General features: G+C 38.4%; 20 protein-coding genes. 10 read left to right on the top strand and 10 right to left on the bottom strand.

Going from position 1 to position 21,547, the window contains the following annotated elements:
* Positions 1 to 13: 13 nt before the first annotated feature.
* Complete coding sequence (gene proB, locus F959_RS12560) at positions 14 to 1,147, top strand: glutamate 5-kinase (RefSeq protein WP_004880712.1); 1,134 nt, start codon at positions 14 to 16, stop codon at positions 1,145 to 1,147.
* Positions 1,148 to 1,187: 40 nt separating this feature from the next.
* Here proB and F959_RS12555 read toward each other — a convergent pair whose 3' ends face one another.
* Both F959_RS12555 and F959_RS12550 read right to left on the bottom strand, forming a co-directional pair.
* On the bottom strand, positions 1,188 to 1,862 hold the full coding sequence (locus F959_RS12555) for an HAD family hydrolase (protein ID WP_004880710.1): 675 nt from the start codon (positions 1,860 to 1,862) through the stop codon (positions 1,188 to 1,190).
* Positions 1,829 to 3,037 carry a DUF1615 domain-containing protein gene (locus tag F959_RS12550; RefSeq protein WP_004880705.1) on the bottom strand — a complete coding sequence of 403 codons (1,209 nt, stop codon included), beginning with the start codon at positions 3,035 to 3,037 and terminating at the stop codon, positions 1,829 to 1,831. Before F959_RS12550 ends, F959_RS12555 begins: the two co-directional genes overlap by 34 nt.
* 82 nt (positions 3,038 to 3,119) lie before the next feature.
* Between F959_RS12550 and dusB the strand changes: the two genes are divergently transcribed.
* Positions 3,120 to 4,145, top strand: coding sequence for a tRNA dihydrouridine synthase DusB (gene dusB, locus F959_RS12545; protein ID WP_004880703.1), 1,026 nt, complete (start codon positions 3,120 to 3,122; stop codon positions 4,143 to 4,145).
* Positions 4,146 to 4,198: 53 nt separating this feature from the next.
* Here the strand turns inward: dusB and oxyR are convergent, their stop codons facing one another.
* The 4 genes from oxyR to rubA all read right to left on the bottom strand — a co-directional run bounded on the left by oxyR (position 4,199) and on the right by rubA (position 7,573).
* A complete protein-coding gene (gene oxyR / locus F959_RS12540) occupies positions 4,199 to 5,104 on the bottom strand; it encodes a LysR family transcriptional regulator OxyR (protein ID WP_004880701.1) in 906 nt (301 codons plus the stop codon).
* Between the two features lie 6 nt (positions 5,105 to 5,110).
* Entirely contained in the window at positions 5,111 to 6,055 is a 945-nt protein-coding gene (gene estB / locus F959_RS12535; protein WP_004880698.1) for an esterase EstB, read from the bottom strand.
* 89 nt (positions 6,056 to 6,144) lie between these two features.
* The gene (gene rubB, locus F959_RS12530) at positions 6,145 to 7,326 is read right to left on the bottom strand and encodes a rubredoxin reductase RubB (protein ID WP_004880696.1); all 1,182 of its coding nucleotides are present in this window, start codon (positions 7,324 to 7,326) and stop codon (positions 6,145 to 6,147) included.
* Positions 7,327 to 7,408: 82 nt separating this feature from the next.
* Positions 7,409 to 7,573, bottom strand: coding sequence for a rubredoxin RubA (gene rubA, locus F959_RS12525; protein WP_004678010.1), 165 nt, complete (start codon positions 7,571 to 7,573; stop codon positions 7,409 to 7,411).
* A 348-nt stretch (positions 7,574 to 7,921) separates the two neighbouring features.
* On the opposite strand from rubA, the gene F959_RS12520 reads away from it, so the two are divergent.
* The 5 genes from F959_RS12520 to cysN all read left to right on the top strand — a co-directional run bounded on the left by F959_RS12520 (position 7,922) and on the right by cysN (position 14,571).
* Positions 7,922 to 8,359, top strand: coding sequence for an SRPBCC family protein (locus F959_RS12520; RefSeq protein ID WP_004880693.1), 438 nt, complete (start codon positions 7,922 to 7,924; stop codon positions 8,357 to 8,359).
* 159 nt (positions 8,360 to 8,518) lie between these two features.
* The gene (gene lysS / locus F959_RS12515; RefSeq protein ID WP_004880692.1) at positions 8,519 to 10,045 is read left to right on the top strand and encodes a lysine--tRNA ligase; all 1,527 of its coding nucleotides are present in this window, start codon (positions 8,519 to 8,521) and stop codon (positions 10,043 to 10,045) included.
* Between the two features lie 151 nt (positions 10,046 to 10,196).
* The gene (locus F959_RS12510; protein ID WP_004880690.1) at positions 10,197 to 11,648 is read left to right on the top strand and encodes a capsule assembly Wzi family protein; all 1,452 of its coding nucleotides are present in this window, start codon (positions 10,197 to 10,199) and stop codon (positions 11,646 to 11,648) included.
* A gap of 317 nt (positions 11,649 to 11,965) precedes the next feature.
* Complete coding sequence (gene cysD / locus F959_RS12505) at positions 11,966 to 12,874, top strand: sulfate adenylyltransferase subunit CysD (RefSeq protein ID WP_004880687.1); 909 nt, start codon at positions 11,966 to 11,968, stop codon at positions 12,872 to 12,874.
* 83 nt (positions 12,875 to 12,957) lie between these two features.
* Positions 12,958 to 14,571, top strand: a complete 1,614-nt coding sequence (gene cysN, locus F959_RS12500) for a sulfate adenylyltransferase subunit CysN (protein WP_004880685.1) — start codon at positions 12,958 to 12,960, stop codon at positions 14,569 to 14,571.
* A 61-nt stretch (positions 14,572 to 14,632) separates the two neighbouring features.
* On the opposite strand, the gene F959_RS12495 is transcribed toward cysN, so the two are convergent.
* Positions 14,633 to 15,181, bottom strand: a complete 549-nt coding sequence (locus F959_RS12495; RefSeq protein WP_004880683.1) for a DUF2239 family protein — start codon at positions 15,179 to 15,181, stop codon at positions 14,633 to 14,635.
* Between the two features lie 229 nt (positions 15,182 to 15,410).
* Here F959_RS12495 and F959_RS12490 point away from each other — a divergent pair, with 229 nt between their 5' ends.
* Positions 15,411 to 15,926 carry a hypothetical protein gene (locus F959_RS12490; RefSeq protein WP_004880681.1) on the top strand — a complete coding sequence of 172 codons (516 nt, stop codon included), beginning with the start codon at positions 15,411 to 15,413 and terminating at the stop codon, positions 15,924 to 15,926.
* A 61-nt stretch (positions 15,927 to 15,987) separates the two neighbouring features.
* Positions 15,988 to 16,251 carry a ribosomal protein L7/L12 gene (locus tag F959_RS12485; RefSeq protein WP_004880678.1) on the top strand — a complete coding sequence of 88 codons (264 nt, stop codon included), beginning with the start codon at positions 15,988 to 15,990 and terminating at the stop codon, positions 16,249 to 16,251.
* A 30-nt stretch (positions 16,252 to 16,281) separates the two neighbouring features.
* On the opposite strand, the gene F959_RS12480 is transcribed toward F959_RS12485, so the two are convergent.
* Complete coding sequence (locus F959_RS12480; RefSeq protein ID WP_004880676.1) at positions 16,282 to 17,607, bottom strand: polyamine export protein PaeA; 1,326 nt, start codon at positions 17,605 to 17,607, stop codon at positions 16,282 to 16,284.
* 154 nt (positions 17,608 to 17,761) lie between these two features.
* Entirely contained in the window at positions 17,762 to 18,751 is a 990-nt protein-coding gene (locus F959_RS12475; protein WP_004880674.1) for a LysR family transcriptional regulator, read from the bottom strand.
* A 542-nt stretch (positions 18,752 to 19,293) separates the two neighbouring features.
* Between F959_RS12475 and F959_RS12470 the strand changes: the two genes are divergently transcribed.
* Positions 19,294 to 20,898: an isocitrate lyase gene (locus tag F959_RS12470; protein WP_004880670.1), complete on the top strand. Its 1,605-nt coding sequence runs from the start codon at positions 19,294 to 19,296 to the stop codon at positions 20,896 to 20,898.
* A gap of 98 nt (positions 20,899 to 20,996) precedes the next feature.
* Here the strand turns inward: F959_RS12470 and F959_RS12465 are convergent, their stop codons facing one another.
* The gene (locus F959_RS12465) at positions 20,997 to 21,461 is read right to left on the bottom strand and encodes a copper resistance protein NlpE (RefSeq protein WP_004880667.1); all 465 of its coding nucleotides are present in this window, start codon (positions 21,459 to 21,461) and stop codon (positions 20,997 to 20,999) included.
* Between the last annotated feature and the right edge of the window lie 86 nt (positions 21,462 to 21,547).

Raw genomic sequence — 21,547 nt, 5'->3', positions numbered from 1 at the left:
AACCGAGGAAAAAATGATAGAAGTGGTCGATGGGCAACGTCAGCTCAATGCGTGTAAACGGATCGTTGTTAAAATCGGATCATCTTTACTTACTGCAAATGGGCAAGGTTTAGATCTAAATGCAATTTCGCATTGGGCGAAACAAATTGCTGATCTACACAATGCTGGACATGAGATTATTTTAGTGTCTTCAGGCGCAGTAGCAGAAGGGATGGTACGCATGAAGCTTGCGAGTCGACCCACCGATCTACCCAGTTTGCAAGCTTGTGCAGCCATCGGACAGATGGGTTTGATTCATACTTGGTCTAGTGTATTAGAGCAGCATGGTATTCAAACAGCACAAGTCTTATTGACGCACGATGATCTTGCTGATCGTCGTCGTTATCTGAACTCATGTGATGCCTTACAAAATTTGATTGACTGGCGTGTTATTCCAGTCATCAATGAAAATGATACTGTTTCTACAGATGAAATTCGATTTGGTGATAATGATACGTTAGCAGCTATGGTTGCGGGTCAAGTTCATGCAGAGCTGTTGATTATTTTAACTGATCAACAAGGTATGTTTGATTCTGATCCAAGAAGTAATCCAAATGCGAAGTTGTTCTCCGCTGTTCGTGCCTTAGATGACACTCTGTTTGAAATGGCGGGTGGTGGCGGTGTGCTTGGTCGTGGCGGTATGGTAACCAAAGTCCGTGCTGCACGATTGGCTGCAAAGTCTGGCTGTCCGACGCTAATCGCAAGCGGTGAAAGTGATAATGTTTTAGCCCGTTTAATGGCGGGTGAAATGTTAGGCACTTTATTCACCACGGATAATGATCGTGTTACAGCGCATCAGCAATGGTTGGCAGCACATCTACAAACTGCTGGTCGTTTAGTGATTGACGATGGGGCAGTTGAGGCAATTAAGCTCAAACATCGTAGTTTATTGCCTGTCGGTGTGAAAGACATTCAAGGGCATTTTGCGCGTGGTGACGTGGTTGAATGTATTGATCAGCGTGGCAGTCGTGTCGCTGTTGGTCGAGTTAATTTTAGTTCAACTTCAGCCGAGCGAATCAAAGGTTTATCTTCTGAAAAAGTCTATCAAGTTTTAGGTGAAGCACGTTCTTTAGAAATGATCCACCGCGATCATATGGCAATTTATTAGGTTGCTGAAAAGAAAAAAGCTCGCATTCAGCGAGCTTTTTTTATATTTCACTCATGTTTTCGCAAATCTTGAGTGCCTGTGGTTTTAATTTTGGTAAAGCTTTTTCTTCGCCTACCATATATGGATAATCTGCAATCGATAACATTTCTAAATCTTCTTCGCTATTGCCATAGGCATAGATAAATTGATAATCAGATAGTTGATATTGCTGCATAATTCGAAACTTTTTTTGTTCACAGCTACAATCTTCTGATCGATAAGAACCTGTTAGTAGTCCATTTTTATACTCTGTTTCAGTGCAAATTAATTCAATATTTAAATACTTGCAGATATAAGTTAAATACAGATCAATTGAGGCTGAAACTAGCACAACTTGATCCCCACGTTGTTGGTGGAGTTTTAGCTGATGCAGCAAATCAGGATCAAGTTTTTTAATTAATTTTTGCGCATATTCTTGGGCTAGTTTATCCACAAAATCTAAAGGTATATCTTTAAACATGCTTTGATATAAACGTGGTCTCATCGCATGTGCTGGATATAGCTTTAAATAATAGGCTTGAATCCAAGGCAGGATTTTCAGCCCATTTTTTACAATATGACGTTTTGAAAGGGTATAGAAAATAAACCCAGTAAAGCTGTCTTTGGGATAAAGTGTTCCATCGAAATCAAATAAAGCAAGATTTATAGTTTTATTCGTTTCGCTCTTTGCATGCATGATTCATATCTTCCATTTACACGGCTAGCAAACCAATTTGTATTGTAGTCACGGCTTAATTTAGGCCCAGAAATGACGACTTGCGGCATCACCGCATACATTGGTTCTTTATTGGTTTTATTCTGATAAAGTTTTTGTAGAGCTAAATAAGTTTGCGTATCTTCAAATTTCTTTTCCTTTTCTTTTTTCAAGTCAGAGCGAATTTGTCTTGGTGTAACGAGCACGTTGTTTTGTGCAAATGCAGCGATTAGCTCTTTTTCAGTTTGGCTTTGTGTTGCTTTGATACCGCCGTCTTTGTTGTACAGTAATAAGTCACCATCCAAACTAATTTCAGTATCCGTGAGTGCATTTAACATAGACTGAAACGCAGCATTACGGCTGGAATACATGCCTGAGTTATAATCAGCAAAACGATAGATTGCTTTGTCGTAATCTGCTGGGTATTCCATCAGGCGATGAATACCATAATATAAGCCGCCATATTGGGTATAAAGATCATTACGCAATTCAGCAATGTTTCCACTTTGGCGTTTATGTTCTTTTGCGTAGTTAATATGGACTTGCATAGAACCCAGAGTGGTAATTGGATTCATCTTTTCGCCGATGTCTTGACCAACCAGCTTAGCTGCACCTGTGAGTGCACTCACATGATAGTGCTGAGACATGTAGTCAAAAATTTCACGATAAAGTAGATCAAGTTCGCGCTCAGTTTTTACTTTACGCATTTGGCTCATGTAATTATTTTCTGGTGTTGGTTGGTTTTTGAGAACATCTTCAAAATAACCAGCAACAGTTCCCCCAATCATTTCACCTAATTTTGCTTCAAACTTTTCATTTAAGCGTGTGTTGATCTCTTGAACAGCTTTTTCACCTAAACCTGGAACTGTTGGATCAGCAACAAAGTTCGACTCTTGGTCAACCACAGCAACAATACTGCATACATTTTGTTTGGTTTTTGGAATTTTTAGTTGTTCCATAATGTCGAAGATGTCCTGTGACCAAGACTGACGACCATGAACGCGAGGTGGAATGACTTTCTGAATTTGTTCAGCTTCCATTTCAGGTTCTTTATTATTTGACCACCATGAACTATCTCCACAAGCCACTAAACTGATACAAGCAGTAAGCATGCTAAGTGTTTTGATGAATGGACGAGCAGAAGAGGGTTTGTTCATAATCTGGACAGCACCGCATAAAAAGATGAGCTGAATGGGCGAATGAAGTATACTATGTTGATCAGAATTTGTAAGAAAATATATGTATATTGGTTCATATCAACTGTCAAATAATTTGATTGTTGCTCCAATGGCAGGTGTTACTGACCGTCCATTTCGCTCGTTATGTAAATACTTTGGTGCTGGTCATGCGGTTAGTGAAATGATGACTGCGGACAAAACCTTGCGTATGAGTAAAAAGAGCCTATATCGGGCAAATTTTGATGGTGAACTTGCACCTATATCAGCACAAATAGCGGGTTCTGATCCTGAACAACTTGCTGAAGCCGCACGTTATCAAGTTGCAAATGGTGCCCAAATTGTTGATATCAATATGGGATGTCCTGCCAAGAAAGTTTGTAATAAGCTTGCAGGATCTGCATTGTTACAAGATGAAGATTTAGTCGCTCGAATTTTAGATACGGTTGTTGCTGCTGTTGATGTCCCTGTAACGTTAAAAACGCGGTTAGGTTTTTTAAACGGACATGAAAATATTCTACGAGTCGCTAAACGTGCAGAACAGGCAGGTATTGCCGCATTAGCTTTGCATGGCCGCACTCGTGAAGACATGTATTTAAATACCGCGCGTTACGAGTTAATCAAACAAGTTAAAGAAACGATTCATATTCCTTTAATTGCGAATGGCGATATTGATAGTCCTGAAAAAGCTAAATATGTTTTAGATTACACGGGTGCAGATGCCATTATGATTGGGCGTGCAGCACAAGGACGACCTTGGATTTTCCGAGAAATTGCACATTATTTGAAAACAGGTGAGCATTTAGCTGCACCAGATATTGCTGAAGTGAAAGATGTTTTGTTAGGCCATTTGGCTGAGTTATATCAGTTTTATGGTGAATATTCTGGATGTCGTATTGCACGTAAACATATTGCTTGGTACACCAAAGGCTTGCGTTCTAGCAATGAGTTTCGCCAAAGTATGTATAAAGTTGAGAGCACAGTCGATCAAGCTAAAGTTGTTGAGGCTTACTTTGATCAGTTGCTTGATCAAGGTCAACGTATGAGTGATGTGCAAGTTGAACAAGTCAACTTATTAGAAATTAAATAATCTATTTTTGTTTATCATTAAAAAAGCCTGCAATTTTGATTGCAGGCTTTTTCTTACTCTAAGTGAGAGGTAATTTTCTGCAAAATTTGCAGGATCACATCAAACTCACTTTGGAGTGGGGTACTTTTCCGTGTTACCAATGCCAATGTACGGCTTGGGGCATCTTCAATCGATTTCACAGCAATATCTTCATTGAAATGAATCATACTGTTTTTTAGTGCAATTTCTGGAAGTAGGGTAAAGCCTAAATCAGAAGACACCATTTCAACGAGTGTTGGAAGCGAACTTGCTTTCAAGCGGTGATCATTTTTACGTTCGCCAACAGGACATGCGCTTAAAGCGTGGTCACGTAAACAATGACCTTCTTCAAGTAACATTAAACGCGTCAAATCAAGATCATCCAGTGAGTTTGCATTTGCTGCATTCGTGTCTTTTTTATTGTAAACAAGAAATAAATGTTCTTTGGCAATTTCTTCAACTTTCAAACTACGTGTATCAAAAGGGAGCGCAAGAACGATCATATCTAAATTACCGTGTTCAAGCTTTTCTACAATCTTTTCACTTTGTGCTTCATGTAGATGCAATTGAATTTTAGGTAACTGTTGATGAACTTCATCAAGAAGCTGAGTCAGAATAAATGGTGCAATCGTTGGAATAATCCCAAGATGCAAATCACCTGTGAGAGGTTCGCTCATCTCTCGACTCAAGCGCATTAAGTCTTGAGCATCCGCAAGTAATACGCGTGCTCGAGCTACAACTTGCTCACCGAGTGGGGTTAAGCGGACGTTTTGACGATCACGTTCAACTAGGACGCCACCTAATAGACGCTCTAACTCCATAATGCCGCCCGATAACGTCGATTGGGTGACAAATGAACGGCGCGCTGCTTCAGTAAAATGTAAAGTTTCTGACAACGTAACTAAATATGATAGCTGTCTTAATGAGGGTAATGCAGCCATAGTGTCCTAGTGTGATGATCTAAAATGATGAGCAAACAAACCGCTAAGTTGTGGAATGAAATGAGCAGGAATATCATGCCCCATTCCTTGAATTAATTCAAACTTAGCACCAGAAATCGCTTTTGCAACCGCTTTCCCGTGACTCGGCGGTAACAATCGGTCTTTAGAGCCATGTACCACCAAGGTCGGTTGAATAATATTCTTGTTCAATGGTAATAATGAACCTGTACATAATATTGCTAAAAACTGTTGAAGTACACCCGCTGGATAAAAACTACGGCGATATAATTTGCGAATAGTTTGAATTGCTTCTACTTGGTTCACATAACCAGGTGAGCCAATGATGTGAAATACTTTTAAACTATGATTTACAATTGAATCTTCATCATGCGCTTCAGGCTTACCCAATAAGCTAAATAACTGCTTAGGAAACGGAGGAGGGAGTAAGGGTTGGTTATTGCTTGTAAATAACAGACCTATTTTTTCTACTTTTTCTGGATATTTTGCAGCAACGATTTGAGAAATCATCCCACCCATTGAAGCACCTAGAATATAGGTTTTTTCTAGGCCAAGCTGATCAATTAACATGGCAACATCATCTGCCATGTCATACAGTGTATAAGGTGCACCTTGATTCGCAAGACCAAACATAAAGCGACTCATTAATTTCATGGTATTGAGTCTTTGACCTTTATGGCGAACTTTTGAAGATAAGCCGATATCACGGTTATCAAAGCGAATAACGCGAAAACCTTGATCAATTAACGATTTACAAAAGAAATCTGGCCAAAACAGCATCTGAGCACCTAAACCCATAATCAATAAGATTGTTGGATGTTCAGGATTTCCACCCATTTCTACATGTAACTCAATGCCATTACCCAAGGTAACTTTAGTTTCTTGCATAAATGGAGCATATGGTGACACGTTGAATTGTAGGGCACTGTTCATGGCATTCATTCCAAGTTGAATTATTTTTATAAACAATATTTAGAGAGTTTATTGGAAGTCATTTTACAATAAACTCTCGTATTTAAACCTTAAATTTGAGCAGGAATCAAGTCAGGTACAAGTTTGGTCAACGTTAAACGTTGTTTCCCTGCCGTTGCCCCTAACAGAACAAAACCTCTCAATGTACCAGCAGCATCAGCCGCTTTCGCAATCATACCATCATCAAATTCTTCAGTTTCCCAGTTAACATCTACATCTAATGGTGCTGGTAGAACGGTTAATGGTGCCGCTGGTGTTTTCACTGCAACTGGCATAGCAGGGTAGTGTACAGCGGTACTTTGTCCGCTAAGTGTTTTTGCTAATGCTCGTGCTTGTTGCATGATTGGCATTACAAATGGAAGTAATGTTCCATTGACTTCAGCACAGTCACCCACTGCGTAGATATCAGGTTGATTGGTTTCTAATAATGTATTGGTAATGATACCGCGGCTAGTTTGAATATCTGCTGATTTTGCTAATGCTGTATTTGGTTGTAAACCAATGGCTGAAAGTACGATATCTGCAACTAAAGTTTGACCGTTTGCCAATGTTACAGCGTAGTCTTCACCATCATTAATTTTAGTTACTTTTTCAACTGTTGTAGAAAGGGCAAATTTAATGCCTGCTTGTTCTAAGTTGGTTTGAAATGCCTCTGCAACGTGGTTTGGTAATAAACGACCTAATGGTTGTGGTGCTAAGTCAATGACCGTCACATCATAGTCACTATGCAATAAATCATTGGCAAATTCGCAACCAATTAAACCAGCACCTAAAATAACGACACGCTTATCTTTACGTTTTGCAAGATTTTCTCGGAAAGCACGATAGTCAATCAATGAGTTCACAACATGAATATCATCACTGCCATCACCCGCAATCGCAAGACGAATTGGGTTAGCGCCTACAGCCAAAACAAGTTTTGAATAGGGTTGAGTGATTGTCTCACCATTTTTTTCTAATATTAGCTCATGGCTTTCAGCTTTGATTTCTTTTACCCACGTTTCTGCTTCGATACGCATATTTAACTGGGTTGCCATTTTTGCTGAGTCACCTAAAGCAATTTGTTCAGGCGCTTTATTTCCGGCAAAAGCATTGGATAATGTTGGTTTTGCATAATTTACCGCATCATCCGCACAGATCATAACAAGTTCTTGTTCAGGGCTGAGTTTGCGAAATTCTCTTGCAACGGTATAACCAGCCATACCTGATCCGATAATGACGATAGGATGCATGATATTCTCCAATATTTTTCCATTAATAAAACAAATGATAAGAAAAAAGACCATGATCATTATCATGGTCTTTTAGAATGATTTAGATTTCGACCATTTCAAAATCAGCTTTTGAAACGCCGCAATCTGGGCAAGTCCAATCATCAGGGATATCTTCCCATTTAGTACCTGCTGCAATGCCGTCTTGTGGCCAACCTTCTGCTTCGTCGTAAATCCACCCACAAACGATACATTGATATTTTTTCATGTGACTCTCCAAACTGATAGGTATGCTCAAGTTGCCTTTCAGTAAAACTATTCCATAATGTCGTTATGATCGCAGCAATAGAACTAACTTGTGTTGATCAGGAGTTAGATTTTTACGCAGAACGACATTTAAGTAAAGCAAATGCAAGAGTTTAATCATTTATGTAAAAAGTGATATGGCAATTTCAGCTGAAACTCTTGTTATTTGAGCAATTACTCTAATTTTTTGTAAAATAATTTTTGCTATATCTTAAAAAAATCAGTAAACGTATAGATATAGTATGAATAAAAAATAAACATTTGAAACTGTATTATCATGGGGTATTAGAATAATTAAGGAATGTAATACATGGAAACTTTATCTTTTAATATAAAAATCTATGCCTCCAGACAGAAAGTTTGGGATGTTTTATGGACACCTGAGAGCTATGAAACTTGGACAAAATTTTTTGCTTGCAACTCGACGATGCAATCAGACTGGAAAGAAGGTGGAATAACTTATTTCTATAGTGGAGAAGGTGATGGGATGATTTCGACGATAGAAAGCTTAAACGAACCACAAGAAATGATATTCAAACATTTGGGAATGATCAAAGACGGTAAAGAGGATACTGAAAGTGATGAGGTTAAAGCTTGGTCAGGAGCTTTGGAAAAGTATTTATTATTCGATTTGGATGGTATTACACAACTTCATGTTGAAGTTGATATACAGCCTGAATATGCAGAATTTATAAATAAAGGCTTTGATCAAGGGCTTGCCATGGTTAAGCATTTGGCTGAAAAATAATAAAGAGTCTGTTAATTTTTGATGGAGTAAAACGAGCCTATAACCTTTGGGAATTGATAATGATTTGTTTTTTTCTCAATTGTCTAGCTGAAACGATACGAAAATCGGTTGTTATCTGCTATCCTATGCGACTTCATTTTTACTTAGCTCGAGGCAGAGATGACGCAACAAAACGCTCAATCGACTTCTGAACAAACTCTTTCCGAAAACGATTTAATCGCACAGCGTCATGCCAAATTAAAGCAAATCCAAGAGACTGCCAAACAAAACGGCAAGAGTCCTTGGCCAAATACATTTAAGCGTGAGCATTATACTGCTGACCTACAAGAACAATTTAAAGATCAAGACAAAGCACAAATCGAAGGTGCTGAAAAAGTTTATGTAAAAGTTGCTGGTCGTGTCATGTTAAACCGCGGGTCATTTATTGTGATCCAAGATATGACAGGTCGTATTCAACTTTATGTAGACCGTAAAGGTTTACCAGTAGATGTTTTAGAAACGATCAAAAGTTTAGACCTTGGTGATATTATTGCTGCTGAGGGTTATATTGGCCGTTCAGGTAAAGGTGACTTATATGTTCACCTTGAAGGCTTTGAACTTTTGACAAAGTCTCTACGTCCTTTACCAGATAAGTTTCATGGTTTAACGGATACTGAAGCGAAGTACCGTAAACGTTATTTAGATTTAATCGTAAACGAAGAAACAAGAAAGACATTTGAAATTCGTGCCCAAGTGGTTGCAGGGATTCGTGCATTTTTAAGTAATGAACGTTTCATGGAAGTTGAAACGCCAATGATGCATGTGATTCCTGGTGGTGCTTCCGCAAAACCATTTGTAACGCATCACAATGCACTAGATATGGAGCTTTACTTACGTATTGCACCTGAGCTTTATTTGAAGCGTTTAGTGGTTGGTGGTTTTGAGCGTGTTTTTGAAATTAACCGTAACTTCCGTAATGAAGGTGTTTCAACACGTCATAACCCTGAATTCACAATGATTGAATTCTACCAAGCGTATGCTGATTATAAAGATTTGATGGCATTGACTGAAAATATGCTTGAGAAACTTGCTGTAGATATCTTAGGTTCAACAGATGTACCTTATGGTGATGAAGTTTATAGCTTCAAAGGTCCATTCAAGAAAATCTCAATGTTTGATGCGATTCTTGAACATAACCCTGACTTCACACCTGAAAATGTAAACGATCGTGAGTTCTTAGCTAAGTTTACTCAAGACGTATTAAAAGAGCAGGTTAAGCCGGGCTTTGGTTTAGGTAAATTACAAACGATCGTGTTTGAAGAAACAGTTGAGACGAAACTTCGTCAACCAACATTCATTACTGAATACCCTGCCGAAACTTCACCACTTGCACGTCGTAATGATGATAATCCACACATTACGGATCGTTTTGAATTCTTCATTGGTGGCCGTGAGTTGGCAAATGGCTTCTCGGAATTAAATGATCCAATTGATCAAGCTGAACGATTCCAAGCTCAAGTCGCAGAAAAAGATGCAGGCGACGATGAAGCAATGCATTATGATGCTGACTTTATCGAAGCGCTTGAATATGGCTTACCTCCAACGGCGGGTGAGGGTATTGGTATTGATCGTTTAGTGATGCTTTTTGCCAATGCACCAAGTATTCGTGATGTATTGTTATTCCCTCATATGCGTCGCAAAGACTAATTTGTCGTTGTTTAATGTCGAAAAAGCCACTTTTTAGAAGTGGCTTTTTTGTTTCTTAGGTTAAGAAATGTAATTGTTTGGTTTGAGGATTGAAATTCATGTTCAAAAAAACGATTATGTGCTCATAAATAAACTTGAGAACAGTTTGGATATGTTTCTAAAAAAATCGCTTTGCATCGCATTATTTGCTTCTTTTTCATCGACGATATTTGCGCAAGGTTTAGTGCTCAATGATGAAAATTTACGTACCGATTTAAACTGGTTAAATCAACAAGGTGTGATTCAAATCAGTACTTCGACTTGGCCTTTAAGTGGTGATGAAATCCAAAGAGCATTGTCTCAAGCACAAGTGAGCAATAACACGCAACAAAAGGTTGTGAATTCAGTGCTCAATACCTTGCAAGCGGATAACGCAACTGTGAAAGTTGGGTTACATGCTGGAACTGATCTAAAAACAGTACCTCAAGCATTTGGCGATAATCAAAAATCTCAATACCAAGCAGCAGTTGAATTCAATGCTGGTGGTGAGAATTGGGATGCTAAGATTCGTGTCAACGGTGAAAAAGATCCATTGGTTGACAATGGGCATGATGTCAATGTTGAAGGTTCATATATCGCAGGAAAATTATGGAATCAGTGGGTTGTTGCTGGTCAAATCCCAACTTACTGGGGTCCTGGGCATGATGGTAGCTTGATTCGTGGTGATGCAAGTCGTCCTGTTTATGGGGTGACAGTTCAGCGTGCTGTACAAAATGCTTTTGAAACAAAGTGGTTGTCTTGGATTGGACCATGGCAGTACCAAGCATTTGCTGGTCAATTAGATGACTACAAAGCTGTTCCAGATACAAAGTTAATAGGTTTACGTTTAACAGCACGTCCGTTCCCAGCATTAGAGTTAGGTGCTTCTCGTGCAATTCAATGGGGTGGTGAGGGGCGTCCTGAAAGCTTAAGCTCGTTATGGGATGCATTTACGGGTACTAAGGATAACGGTGGTACAGGTAAAGCTGATCCATCAAATCAAATTGCAGGATTTGATGGTCGATTATTCTTACAGCCTTTATTCAATGTCCCTGTAAGTTTATATACTCAATTTGTAGGTGAAGATGAAGCAGGTGGATTACCTGCTAAATATATGTATCTTGGTGGTGCAGATTTTTCTTCTAGCTATAAAAATATGCCATATCAACTTTATGCTGAGTGGGCTGATACACGTACTAACGGAAAAGCTCAAGGGATTTCGTATAGCCATACCACTTATAAAGATGGTTATTATCAGCATGGTTTCCCGTTAGGACATGCGATGGGTGGTGATGGTCAGATGTATTCTGTTGGTGGTGATATTCGTTTTGATGTAATGAATCGTCTTAGCGGAAGAGTGATGTATGCAAAAGTAAGTCAGACTCAACGAGTTGAAGATAATAATGCTGCATTCCCACAAGCAGATACGATTAAAGGTTTGGATGTTACGTGGACACATTATTTAAAACCTACGATTCCATTGAAAATTAATGGTTGGGTAAGTGACTCGGATGTAAATGGCAATGATGGCGGTGTTTCTGTCGGTGTTGAAATTCCATTAGAACGTAATATGTTCCGATTCTAAGATATGAATAAAAAAGAAGCCTGAAGGCTTCTTTTTTATTGTCTTAAATCATGTGAAATAAGATGTAAATTTTATCTCATCATAAAGATGCATATCATAATTTTGCATATTTATATGAAAAAACAAGCTAAAGAAGTCCGTCTAAATTATTATAATGAATAACCTTTACTGGATTATTCATTAACTTCTAGTAAGAACCTTGATATCACGAAAAATTGGAGTTGTTATGGCACTCGTTCCTCCACACGGTCTTCCAAGTGGTGGTGTAAGACCACTTATAGATTTTATGGGTAACATGAATAAAGGAGGAAGCCTACATGACTGAAAATAGATTAACTCACCTCAAACAACTTGAGGCGGAAAGTATTCACATCATTCGTGAAGTAGCGGCTGAGTTTGAAAATCCTGTAATGCTTTACTCAATCGGTAAAGATTCTGCGGTTATGTTACATCTTGCATTAAAAGCATTCTATCCAGCAAAACTTCCATTTCCTTTATTGCATGTTGATACAGGTTGGAAGTTCAAAGACATGATTGCATTTCGTGACAACATGGCGAAAACACATGGCTTTGATTTGATCGTACATCAAAATGTTGAAGGCCGCGAAGCGGGTATTAATCCATTTGATCATGGTAGTTCTAAATATACAGATATCATGAAAACACAAGGCTTAAAACAAGCTTTGGATAAATATCAGTTTGATGCTGCATTTGGTGGTGCTCGTCGTGATGAAGAAAAATCACGTGCTAAAGAACGTGTTTATTCATTCCGTGATAGCAAACACCGTTGGGATCCTAAAAATCAGCGTCCAGAACTTTGGAATCTTTACAACGGTAAAGTAAATAAAGGCGAAAGTATTCGTGTGTTCCCTTTATCTAACTGGACTGAGTTAGATATTTGGCAGTATATCTATTTAGAAAATATCCAAATTGTCCCTCTTTATTTCTCTGCTGTACGTCCAGTGGTTGAGCGTAGTGGTACGTTGATCATGGTAGATGATGAACGTATGCGTTTGAAAGAGGGCGAAGTTCCACAAATGAAATCAGTACGTTTCCGTACACTTGGTTGCTACCCATTAACAGGTGCAGTTGAGTCTGAAGCGGATACATTACCTGAAATTATCCAAGAAATGCTTTTAGCAACAAGTTCAGAGCGTCAGGGTCGAATGATTGATCATGATGAGGCTGGCTCAATGGAAAAGAAAAAGCAGGAAGGTTATTTCTAATTTCCTTAAGCGAATCCCTCTTTAAAGAGAGGGATTTAGGGAGATGAAAACCGATTTCTAAAGAATATGTGGAGTTTTGAGCAATGTCTCATCAATCAGATCTTATTAGCCAAGATATCTTGGCGTATTTAAACCAGCATGAAAATAAAGACTTATTACGCTTTTTAACATGCGGTAATGTAGATGATGGTAAAAGTACTTTAATTGGTCGTCTTCTTTATGATTCTAAACTGATTTATGAAGATCAATTGCAAGCGGTTACCCGCGACAGTAAGAAGGTCGGTACCACTGGTGATGCACCTGACCTTGCTTTACTTGTAGATGGTTTACAAGCTGAACGTGAGCAAGGTATTACTATTGATGTTGCTTATCGTTATTTCTCAACTGAAAAACGTAAGTTCATTATTGCTGATACACCAGGGCATGAGCAGTACACGCGTAACATGGCAACAGGCGCATCGACTGCTGATCTTGCGATTATCTTGATTGACGCGCGTTATGGTGTCCAAACACAAACACGTCGTCATTCATTTATTGCAAGCTTGTTAGGTATTAAAAATATCGTTGTTGCGATCAATAAAATGGATTTGGTCGAGTTCTCAGAAGCGCGTTTCAATGAAATTCAAGTTGAATACGATGCATTTGTGAATCAACTTGGCGATCGTCGTCCTGAAAATATTTTATTTGTTCCAATTTCTGCACTGAATGGTGATAACGTCGTTAATCCATCAGCAAGTACGCCATGGTACAAGGGTGAAACCTTGATGAGCATTCTTGAATCAGTGGAAATTAAGCGTGAATCGAACAAACAGGAATTCCGTTTCCCTGTTCAATATGTGAACCGTCCTAACCTTGATTTCCGTGGTTTTGCTGGAACAATTGCACTAGGCGAAATTCGTGTTGGCGATGAAATCGTTGCATTACCATCAGGCAAGAAATCAACAGTAAAAGAAATTGTTACTTTTGATGGAAATCTTGAACAAGCTGCTGCGGGTCAAGCTGTTACATTAACGCTCAATGATGAAATCGATATTTCTCGCGGCAACGTACTTGTACGTGCTGGTGAGCAACCTTTGATTTCACGTAGCGTTCGTGCTTCTGTGGTTTGGATGAATGAACATCCTTTAGTAAAAGGGAAGTTGTACAACGTAAAAATTGGTACGCAAACGGTTCCTGCTAAAGTCACTGCAATTAATTTCCGTGTAAATGTTAATACACTTGAGCATACTCAGGTTGAAGAACTTGAACTGAATGCGATTGCTGATGTTGTGGTTGAGTTCGATGCACCAGTTGTATTCGACCAATATCAAGACAGCCGTTACACAGGCTCATTTATCTTTATTGATCGTTTAAGCAACGTGACTGTCGGTGCTGGTATGGTTGAAGCAGCAGTAGAATGGACTGCACACAGTAATCCTGTGACTGCGGAAGATCGTGCTGCTCGTTTAGGGCAAAAGCCTGCAGTGATTGGTGTGTCTGCACAGTTAATCGAGAAAGCTCAGGCTTTGGAAAGCTTATTGATTCAACAAGGTGTGGTTGCGATTGCAAAAGCCAATTTAACGGCTGAGCAAATTGCATTGTTACGTGAAACAGGTGTGGTGGTTATTACGACAACTGTTGAAGGTACAGATACGGAAATTGCCGCTGAAACGGTTGAAGAAGCCGCTGAAAAAGTGGTGGAACTGGTTCGTCTTTAATTGATCGAGTCAATTGAAAAAAACCCGCTTAGGCGGGTTTTTTATTTTTGAATTAGACATTTTAGAATGCATTTTTAGATAATTTAAAAATATATTCTTGAATATCTTTTGGATAGTTGTGGATTAAAGCGATAAGCATTTGTTTATCACCTTGATATAAAGCACGGGTTGCTTCTTCATAATTAGGCATATCGCCTAACATTGCAGACATAAAGCGATCAGTGGCTTGTTTTGCCAGCATCTTATTGCTTTCAGAGTTTGGATCATCCAGTTCTTTATCGATCAGTTTGCGAATAATCGCAGAAGCACTGGCACTCTGCTGGTCTAGCCAATCCCAGTGCTTTTTCTGTAAGGTGATTTCTCGAGAAATTACCCCAAGTTTCGGGCGTCCAACTTTTTTAGTTGGTTCAGGTTCAGCATATCGCTCACGAATTTCTTGTTCAGAGCCAGTGTAATCAAAATCAATTTGCCTGCCATTTTGATCATTAAAAATCAAAATATTTTCAGTCGTTTCTTGAAGTTGTTTAATCTTTAAGATGAGTTCCATCATTTCACCACTTGCAAGATAGCGATCACCTGAAAAAGCGGTATAGGTTGTTGAACTATTCATATTCTAAAAATCTAATTTTATACGGGTAAAATAATATTATCAGGGTAAAACTATTTTTGCAAATCCTACTGTAGGATAGACGCCATTCATATTATTTTTTTTATGATGAATAGAGCAAATGAATAGATTGAAAGTTAGTAAGCGAAAGATGCAATTTTAAATTTTTATTCTGCTTTGATAGGGCTTTTATGAGACAATATCCTTTCATATTTTTTGTATTTGGACTCCCATGACTGATTATTCTCCAGAATCTTTAAGCGATATCGAAGTTTTAGACATTTTACAGTCTATGAAAAAAGATGTGCTTGATAGTGAAGCAAAAGAGATAATTCGTAATGGTGGGAAAGCTGGGCGTCAAGAATCACACAAACAAGCTTTAGTAGCGCTAAATACAAGTTTCGAAGAGAAATTTGTTGAAGCTGTGACCCTTGCTTTGGGGTTAAATGCGGGGCAGGCGAAAAAAATACGTTATAAGAAAGATCGTGTTCGTATCTTGAAAGTACGTGGTATTGATTATCTTGCGATTGATGGTGCGGAAACGGCACAAGTGTTGTCTCAAATTGCACAGGCAATTACGCGTGAAGATGCAATTGTGACAGAAGGCTTACACAATATTTTTCCATTTTGGAAAGAAGGCTGGCCGATGGTACAATTTGACAATGCTTATAAAATCTTGGCTGAAGACATTTCGATCCACTACCAAGCAACTTTAGATCAGCTTATTGCTTTATATGGTGGAAATTAATTTCTATTCAAGTTTAGAATGATGTAAATCAAATCATTAAAATAACAAGGATGTTGGCTTTATGAATCAACAATTAGAATTACCGCAAGAGGCGTTACAAGCATTGCGATCGGGGCAGTTAATTGAGGCAATTAAAATAACTCGTGAAAAAACAGGACTTGGTTTAAAAGAGTCAAAAGATTTAGTTGATCAATATTTAAATGATCATCCTAATGAACAATCACATTTACAAGAACAGTTGGCACAACGTAGTCGAGGTGGACTTAAGTTCGCTGTGTTTATGTTCTTGTTGATTGCGATTATCGCTTGGATGATATGGAAATAATAAAAAGCACAATTAAATTGGGCTGTTTATTTATTCAGATGAGGTTGTCGTTTCGGTTTCTTGACTCGGTAAAATCTGAGTTACAAGTAATTGGTCAATTTTATAATGATCAATATCGACAACTTCAAATTTAAAGCCTGCATATTCTACAGCATCGGCTGGGCGTGGAATTTTGCGAAGACGATACATGATAAAACCTGCGATGGTTTCATAATTTTCATTTTCAGGGAATTCTTCGATTTCTAAAACATGTTTTACATCTTCGATAGGTGTACTACCATCAATTAGCCATGAATGATTATCACGTTTAATGATCTGTTGCTCTTCATCCATTGGTGTGACCCAGTCACCCATCACGGTAATCATGATGTCACTCAGCGTAATTACACCGACAACCAAAGCGTATTCATTGATAACAACAGCGAATTTCTCTTTAGTTGAACGGAAACGATCCAGTAACTCGGATAAAGTCAACGTATCTGGAATAATCAGAACATTGCGAATCGTTGATTCATTTAACTGGGTAAATGATTGATTATTCAAAATACGAACTAAAATATCTTTGGCATCGACATAGCCAATCACTTGATCAATATGTTCGTTACAGACTAAAAACTTTGAATAAGGATATTCGGCAAGCTTTTGACGGATGCTTTCCTCGGGTTCGGTCAAGGTAAAGAACACAACATTTTCGCGTGTTGTCATACTAGATGGAACAGTTCTTTCTTCAAGCTCAAATACATTTTCAATAAAATGATGTTCTTGTTTTTGCAGAACACCAGCTTGAGCACCTGCATCCATCACCGCTGAGATATCATCAAAGGTAATATTATCATCACGAATTGTATTAACTTTAAACAGACGAAATAACAGGTTCGCTATTGCATTAATTCCCCATGCAAGTGGCTTACAAATTTTGATAAAAACTTGAATCGGTTCAATGACACTAATAGCAATTTTTTCAGGGGCGATCATTGCCAAGCGTTTTGGCATAAGATCAGCAAATAAAATGAAGAGCGATGTTACCAATGTAAATGACAGTGCAAAACCAATGGTTTCTAGCCAAGGGCCTGCATAAAACTGTTTGATCATTTCAACGAAAAACGGACGGAACGCAGCCTCACCAAGGATACCACCCAAGATTGCGACAGCATTTAAACCAATTTGAGATGCTGCGAAAAAATCAGCAGATTGCTCTTGTAGATCTAAAACTTTTTGAGCACGAGTTTCACCAGATTCCGCTAAAATTTTTAATTTAACTTTACGAGCGCCAGCTAATGCAATTTCTGTAAGTGATAAAAAGCCTGCCGCTGAAATCAGCAGAATAATTACTATAATATTTTGGAAGAGACTCACACATCACCTGTGGTTCATCATTATTATGAATATGTTGTAACACAAAAAAGTACGGAGGTAACTAAATCCTTACCGCAGTGTAACAATCTATTCGGAAGGGGGTAGAATTTGCTGATATTTCAACAAATTCTAAGGATTTTTACAATTGGATATTTTAGTATTGTGAAAATTGAGAATTATTTATAAAAAACTCACGATTCTCTTCTTCGATCATTTGTCTTGCAACAAAGAGGATTAATTGTCTTAACCAACGATGTGCAGGATGATGATGGAGCAACGGACACCATGCCATTTTTAATTCAAATTCTGGAATATAAAATGGAGGATCTTTAATCACAAGTTTTGGATTCTGTGTTTGTAAGCGTGCCATTCGGGTAGGTAATGTTGCAATCAAATCAACATTTTGAGCCAACAGCGCTGGCATTTGATAATGGCGTGTAAATACAGAGATTTTACGACGTTGGCCAATACGTTCTAGTGCTTGATCAATCCAACCCAAACCTGCTTGTTTATCTGGATTTACACCAAATCCAACACCCATACCTGTTTTAGATACCCAAATGTGTTGAGCATCTAAATAGCTTTTCAAATTTAAGTGAGTAACTGCTGGATGTTTGTCATTTAAAATACAACTAAAGCTATCACGCCAAACTAGGACTTGATGAAAACTTTGCGGAATTTCATTAAAGCGGTTAATGGCGAGATCAACTTTACCTTGTTCCATATCTCGATAAGACACGTCACTTGGAGTAAGGAAGTCGAGTACAACATTAGGTGCTTCCGAGCGCAATGCCTTGACAAGGCGAGGCACTAAGGTAGCTTCGGCATAATCCGAAGTCATGATACGAAACACACGAGTACTGGTATAAGGTCTAAATTCGGTACGTGGTTCCAAAATCATGGAAAGGTCTGACAATGCATCACGAATACGAGGTTGTAATTCAAGTGCACGTTCAGTTGGCGTCATACCTTCTGATGATCGAATGAGCAGGGGGTCATTAAACAAATTACGCAAGCGGCGTAAGATATTACTCATCGCGGGTTGAGTAACCCCTAATTGTTCTGCTGCGCGTGTGACATTTTTTTCCCGAAGAAGTACATCAAGATAAATTAATAAATTGAGATCAACCCGCTCCAGATTCATAAAAAAAATACCGAAAATAAAATATTTAAATTGTGTTGAATTATGACATATCTCAAGGCATTTGTATAACTTAAATCCTATTAAATAAGTCCTAAAACACCGACCAACAAAGCTATTCCGTTTTGTGCTAACTTGTTTGGTTTTGAATGCCGTTAACTGTAATCTGAACAGCAGTAAACAATAAAAATAATGAATGAGAATATGGCAAAAAGTGTCAATTTAGATCGTTAACATCGATGCTGACAAAAGAATTTACTGTTTAAAATTAATACAAAATCTTTGATGGGTGATTCTATGTTGTGATTATATTTTTAATAATAGTTTATAATTAACAATATCTTATGGTTGTTTATTTTTTGTGTCACATCATCTTTTTATATGTATTTCAAAAAAAAATACTGAAAATTACCTTAGGATATTGGATTAATCTCTTGGCAAAGACTAAGCTGTGCAACATATTGATGAAGTGCTTGAAATCTAGCCTATAAAAAAGCATGGTTTTATTGCGATCGTTCGATGCCAATCCTCAAAAGGAATATATCATGTCTACATATTTAACAGCGATTGATGCAATTCGCGAATTAAAAGCAAAATTCGGCAACACTTGGCGCGATATTAGCCCAGAAGATGCTGCTCGTATGCAAATGCAAAACCGTTTCAAAACTGGTTTAGATATTGCTAAATATACAGCTGCGATTATGCGTCGTGATATGGCTGCTTATGATGCTGACTCTAGCAAATATACTCAATCATTAGGTTGCTGGCACGGTTTCATCGCACAACAAAAAATGATTGCGAACAAAAAATACTTCGGTACTACTGAACGTCGTTATATCTACCTTTCAGGTTGGATGGTTGCTGCACTTCGTTCAGAATTTGGTCCACTTCCTGACCAATCTATGCATGAAAAAACTTCTGTTCCTGCATTAATCGAAGAAATCTATACTTTCTTACGTCAAGCTGACGCGAAAGAATTAAACGATTTATTCCGCGCTCTTAAAAAAGCTCAAGAAGCTGGTGATACTGCTAAAGCTGCTGAAATCACTGCTCAAATCGATGGTTTCCAAACTCACGTTGTGCCAATTATTGCTGACATCGACGCTGGTTTCGGTAACGAAGAAGCGACTTACTTACTTGCTAAGAAAATGATCGAAGCTGGTGCTTGTGCGCTTCAAATCGAAAACCAAGTATCTGACGCGAAACAATGTGGTCACCAAGCTGGTAAAGTAACTGTTCCGCACGAAGACTTCATCGCTAAAATCCATGCATTACGTTATGCATTCTTAGAAATGGGTCTTGACGACGGTATCATCGTTGCACGTACTGACTCTGAAGGCGCTGACTTGACTCAAAAAATCCCAGTGGTTAAAGAGCCAGGCGACATCGCTTCTCAATACATCAGCTACTTAGACACAGTTGAAATTGATATTGCTGATGCTCAAGAAGATGAAATCTTGATCAAACGTAATGGTAAATTACACCGTCCTAAGCGTTTAGCTTCTGGTTTATATCAGTTCCGTCCAGACACTCAAATTGACCGTGTTGTACTTGACTGTGTATCTAGCCTTCAAAATGGTGCTGATCTTCTTTGGATCGAAACTGCAACTCCAAACGTTGAAGAAATCGCTCACATGGTTAACCGTGTACGTGAAACAGTTCCAAATGCTAAGCTAGTTTACAACAACAGCCCATCATTCAACTGGACGTTAAACTTCCGTCAACAAGCTTACGATCGTTGGGTTGCTGAAGGTAAAGATGTTTCTGCTTATGACCGTGCTAAATTAATGAGCGCTGAGTACGACAACACTGAATTAGCTGCTGATGCTGATGAGAAAGTACGTACATTCCAAGCAGATGCTTCTCGTGAAGCGGGTGTGTTCCATCACTTGATCACACTTCCTACTTACCACACTGCTGCTCTTTCTACTCATGAGCTTGCACAAGGTTACTTCGGTTCTGAAGGTATGTTGGCTTATGTTGCTGGCGTACAACGTAAAGAAATCCGCGGTGGTATCGCTTGTGTTAAACACCAAGCAATGGCTGGTTCTGACATCGGTGATGATCACAAAGAAATCTTCTCTGGTGACAACGCTCTTAAAGCGCACGATGATGCTAAAAACACAATGAACCAATTCGCTGCTCACTAAGCGATTGATTCAAAAAAACCCTGCTTATGCAGGGTTTTTTATTGGCTTAGTAGAAATAAAAAAGCTCACCTTTATTTAGGTGAGCTTTCTATTAAACTTTATTCAGCTTCTTTTTTAAGCTCATATTTTTCTGCTAAATCACCTGTAATTTCATTTCCTTCCATATCAAGTGCTTTTAAATAACCTTCAGCAACGAAATATTTGCGGTTATCGCCAGTTTTATCTAGCTCGATAACAGATGTGTTGTTCGCATCGAATTGGAAGCTACCTTTACTTTCAAATGCTTTACCGTCACCTTTGCCAAGGTATGTTTCTTTTAACTCATAGGTTTTATCAGCGTTAAGTTCAAGCTCTGTTTCAATACCTTCACAATCTGCACATGGTAGAACACCTTTATAAGTGCCATTCCAGTCTAAAGAGTTTTCGGCAGTGTGAGCGCTATCAACGGCAACTGCTTCACTCGTTGCGGTTGGAGCTTGCTCTTGATTATTTTTGTTGTCTGTCTTGCTACAAGCCACTAAAAATATAGAAGCAAGAGAGAGTGCAATAATTGATTTTTTCATTTTAGATTTAACCTATTAAAAATACTTGTGTCCTAAGTTATGAAATTTAAAAAGAAAAGGGTAGTGAAGGAATGTAAGTGTTATTT

The sequence above is a fragment of the Acinetobacter venetianus RAG-1 = CIP 110063 genome (genome assembly GCF_000368585.1).
GTDB lineage: Bacteria > Pseudomonadota > Gammaproteobacteria > Pseudomonadales > Moraxellaceae > Acinetobacter > Acinetobacter venetianus.
The sequence above is the reverse complement of the archived record's forward strand: the minus strand, read 5'-3'. Positions and strand labels throughout refer to the sequence as shown.

Excerpts from the sequence above, each read along its gene's own strand:
- proB (WP_004880712.1), top strand. The coding sequence starts at position 14 with ATGATAGAAGTGGTCGATGGGCAACGTCAGCTCAATGCGTGTAAACGG.
- F959_RS12555 (WP_004880710.1), bottom strand. The coding sequence starts at position 1,862 with ATGCATGCAAAGAGCGAAACGAATAAAACTATAAATCTTGCTTTATTT.
- F959_RS12550 (WP_004880705.1), bottom strand. The coding sequence starts at position 3,037 with ATGAACAAACCCTCTTCTGCTCGTCCATTCATCAAAACACTTAGCATG.
- dusB (WP_004880703.1), top strand. The coding sequence starts at position 3,120 with ATGTATATTGGTTCATATCAACTGTCAAATAATTTGATTGTTGCTCCA.
- oxyR (WP_004880701.1), bottom strand. The coding sequence starts at position 5,104 with ATGGCTGCATTACCCTCATTAAGACAGCTATCATATTTAGTTACGTTG.
- estB (WP_004880698.1), bottom strand. The coding sequence starts at position 6,055 with ATGAACAGTGCCCTACAATTCAACGTGTCACCATATGCTCCATTTATG.
- rubB (WP_004880696.1), bottom strand. The coding sequence starts at position 7,326 with ATGCATCCTATCGTCATTATCGGATCAGGTATGGCTGGTTATACCGTT.
- rubA (WP_004678010.1), bottom strand. The coding sequence starts at position 7,573 with ATGAAAAAATATCAATGTATCGTTTGTGGGTGGATTTACGACGAAGCA.
- F959_RS12520 (WP_004880693.1), top strand. The coding sequence starts at position 7,922 with ATGGAAACTTTATCTTTTAATATAAAAATCTATGCCTCCAGACAGAAA.
- lysS (WP_004880692.1), top strand. The coding sequence starts at position 8,519 with ATGACGCAACAAAACGCTCAATCGACTTCTGAACAAACTCTTTCCGAA.
- F959_RS12510 (WP_004880690.1), top strand. The coding sequence starts at position 10,197 with ATGTTTCTAAAAAAATCGCTTTGCATCGCATTATTTGCTTCTTTTTCA.
- cysD (WP_004880687.1), top strand. The coding sequence starts at position 11,966 with ATGACTGAAAATAGATTAACTCACCTCAAACAACTTGAGGCGGAAAGT.
- cysN (WP_004880685.1), top strand. The coding sequence starts at position 12,958 with ATGTCTCATCAATCAGATCTTATTAGCCAAGATATCTTGGCGTATTTA.
- F959_RS12495 (WP_004880683.1), bottom strand. The coding sequence starts at position 15,181 with ATGAATAGTTCAACAACCTATACCGCTTTTTCAGGTGATCGCTATCTT.
- F959_RS12490 (WP_004880681.1), top strand. The coding sequence starts at position 15,411 with ATGACTGATTATTCTCCAGAATCTTTAAGCGATATCGAAGTTTTAGAC.
- F959_RS12485 (WP_004880678.1), top strand. The coding sequence starts at position 15,988 with ATGAATCAACAATTAGAATTACCGCAAGAGGCGTTACAAGCATTGCGA.
- F959_RS12475 (WP_004880674.1), bottom strand. The coding sequence starts at position 18,751 with ATGAATCTGGAGCGGGTTGATCTCAATTTATTAATTTATCTTGATGTA.
- F959_RS12470 (WP_004880670.1), top strand. The coding sequence starts at position 19,294 with ATGTCTACATATTTAACAGCGATTGATGCAATTCGCGAATTAAAAGCA.
- F959_RS12465 (WP_004880667.1), bottom strand. The coding sequence starts at position 21,461 with ATGAAAAAATCAATTATTGCACTCTCTCTTGCTTCTATATTTTTAGTG.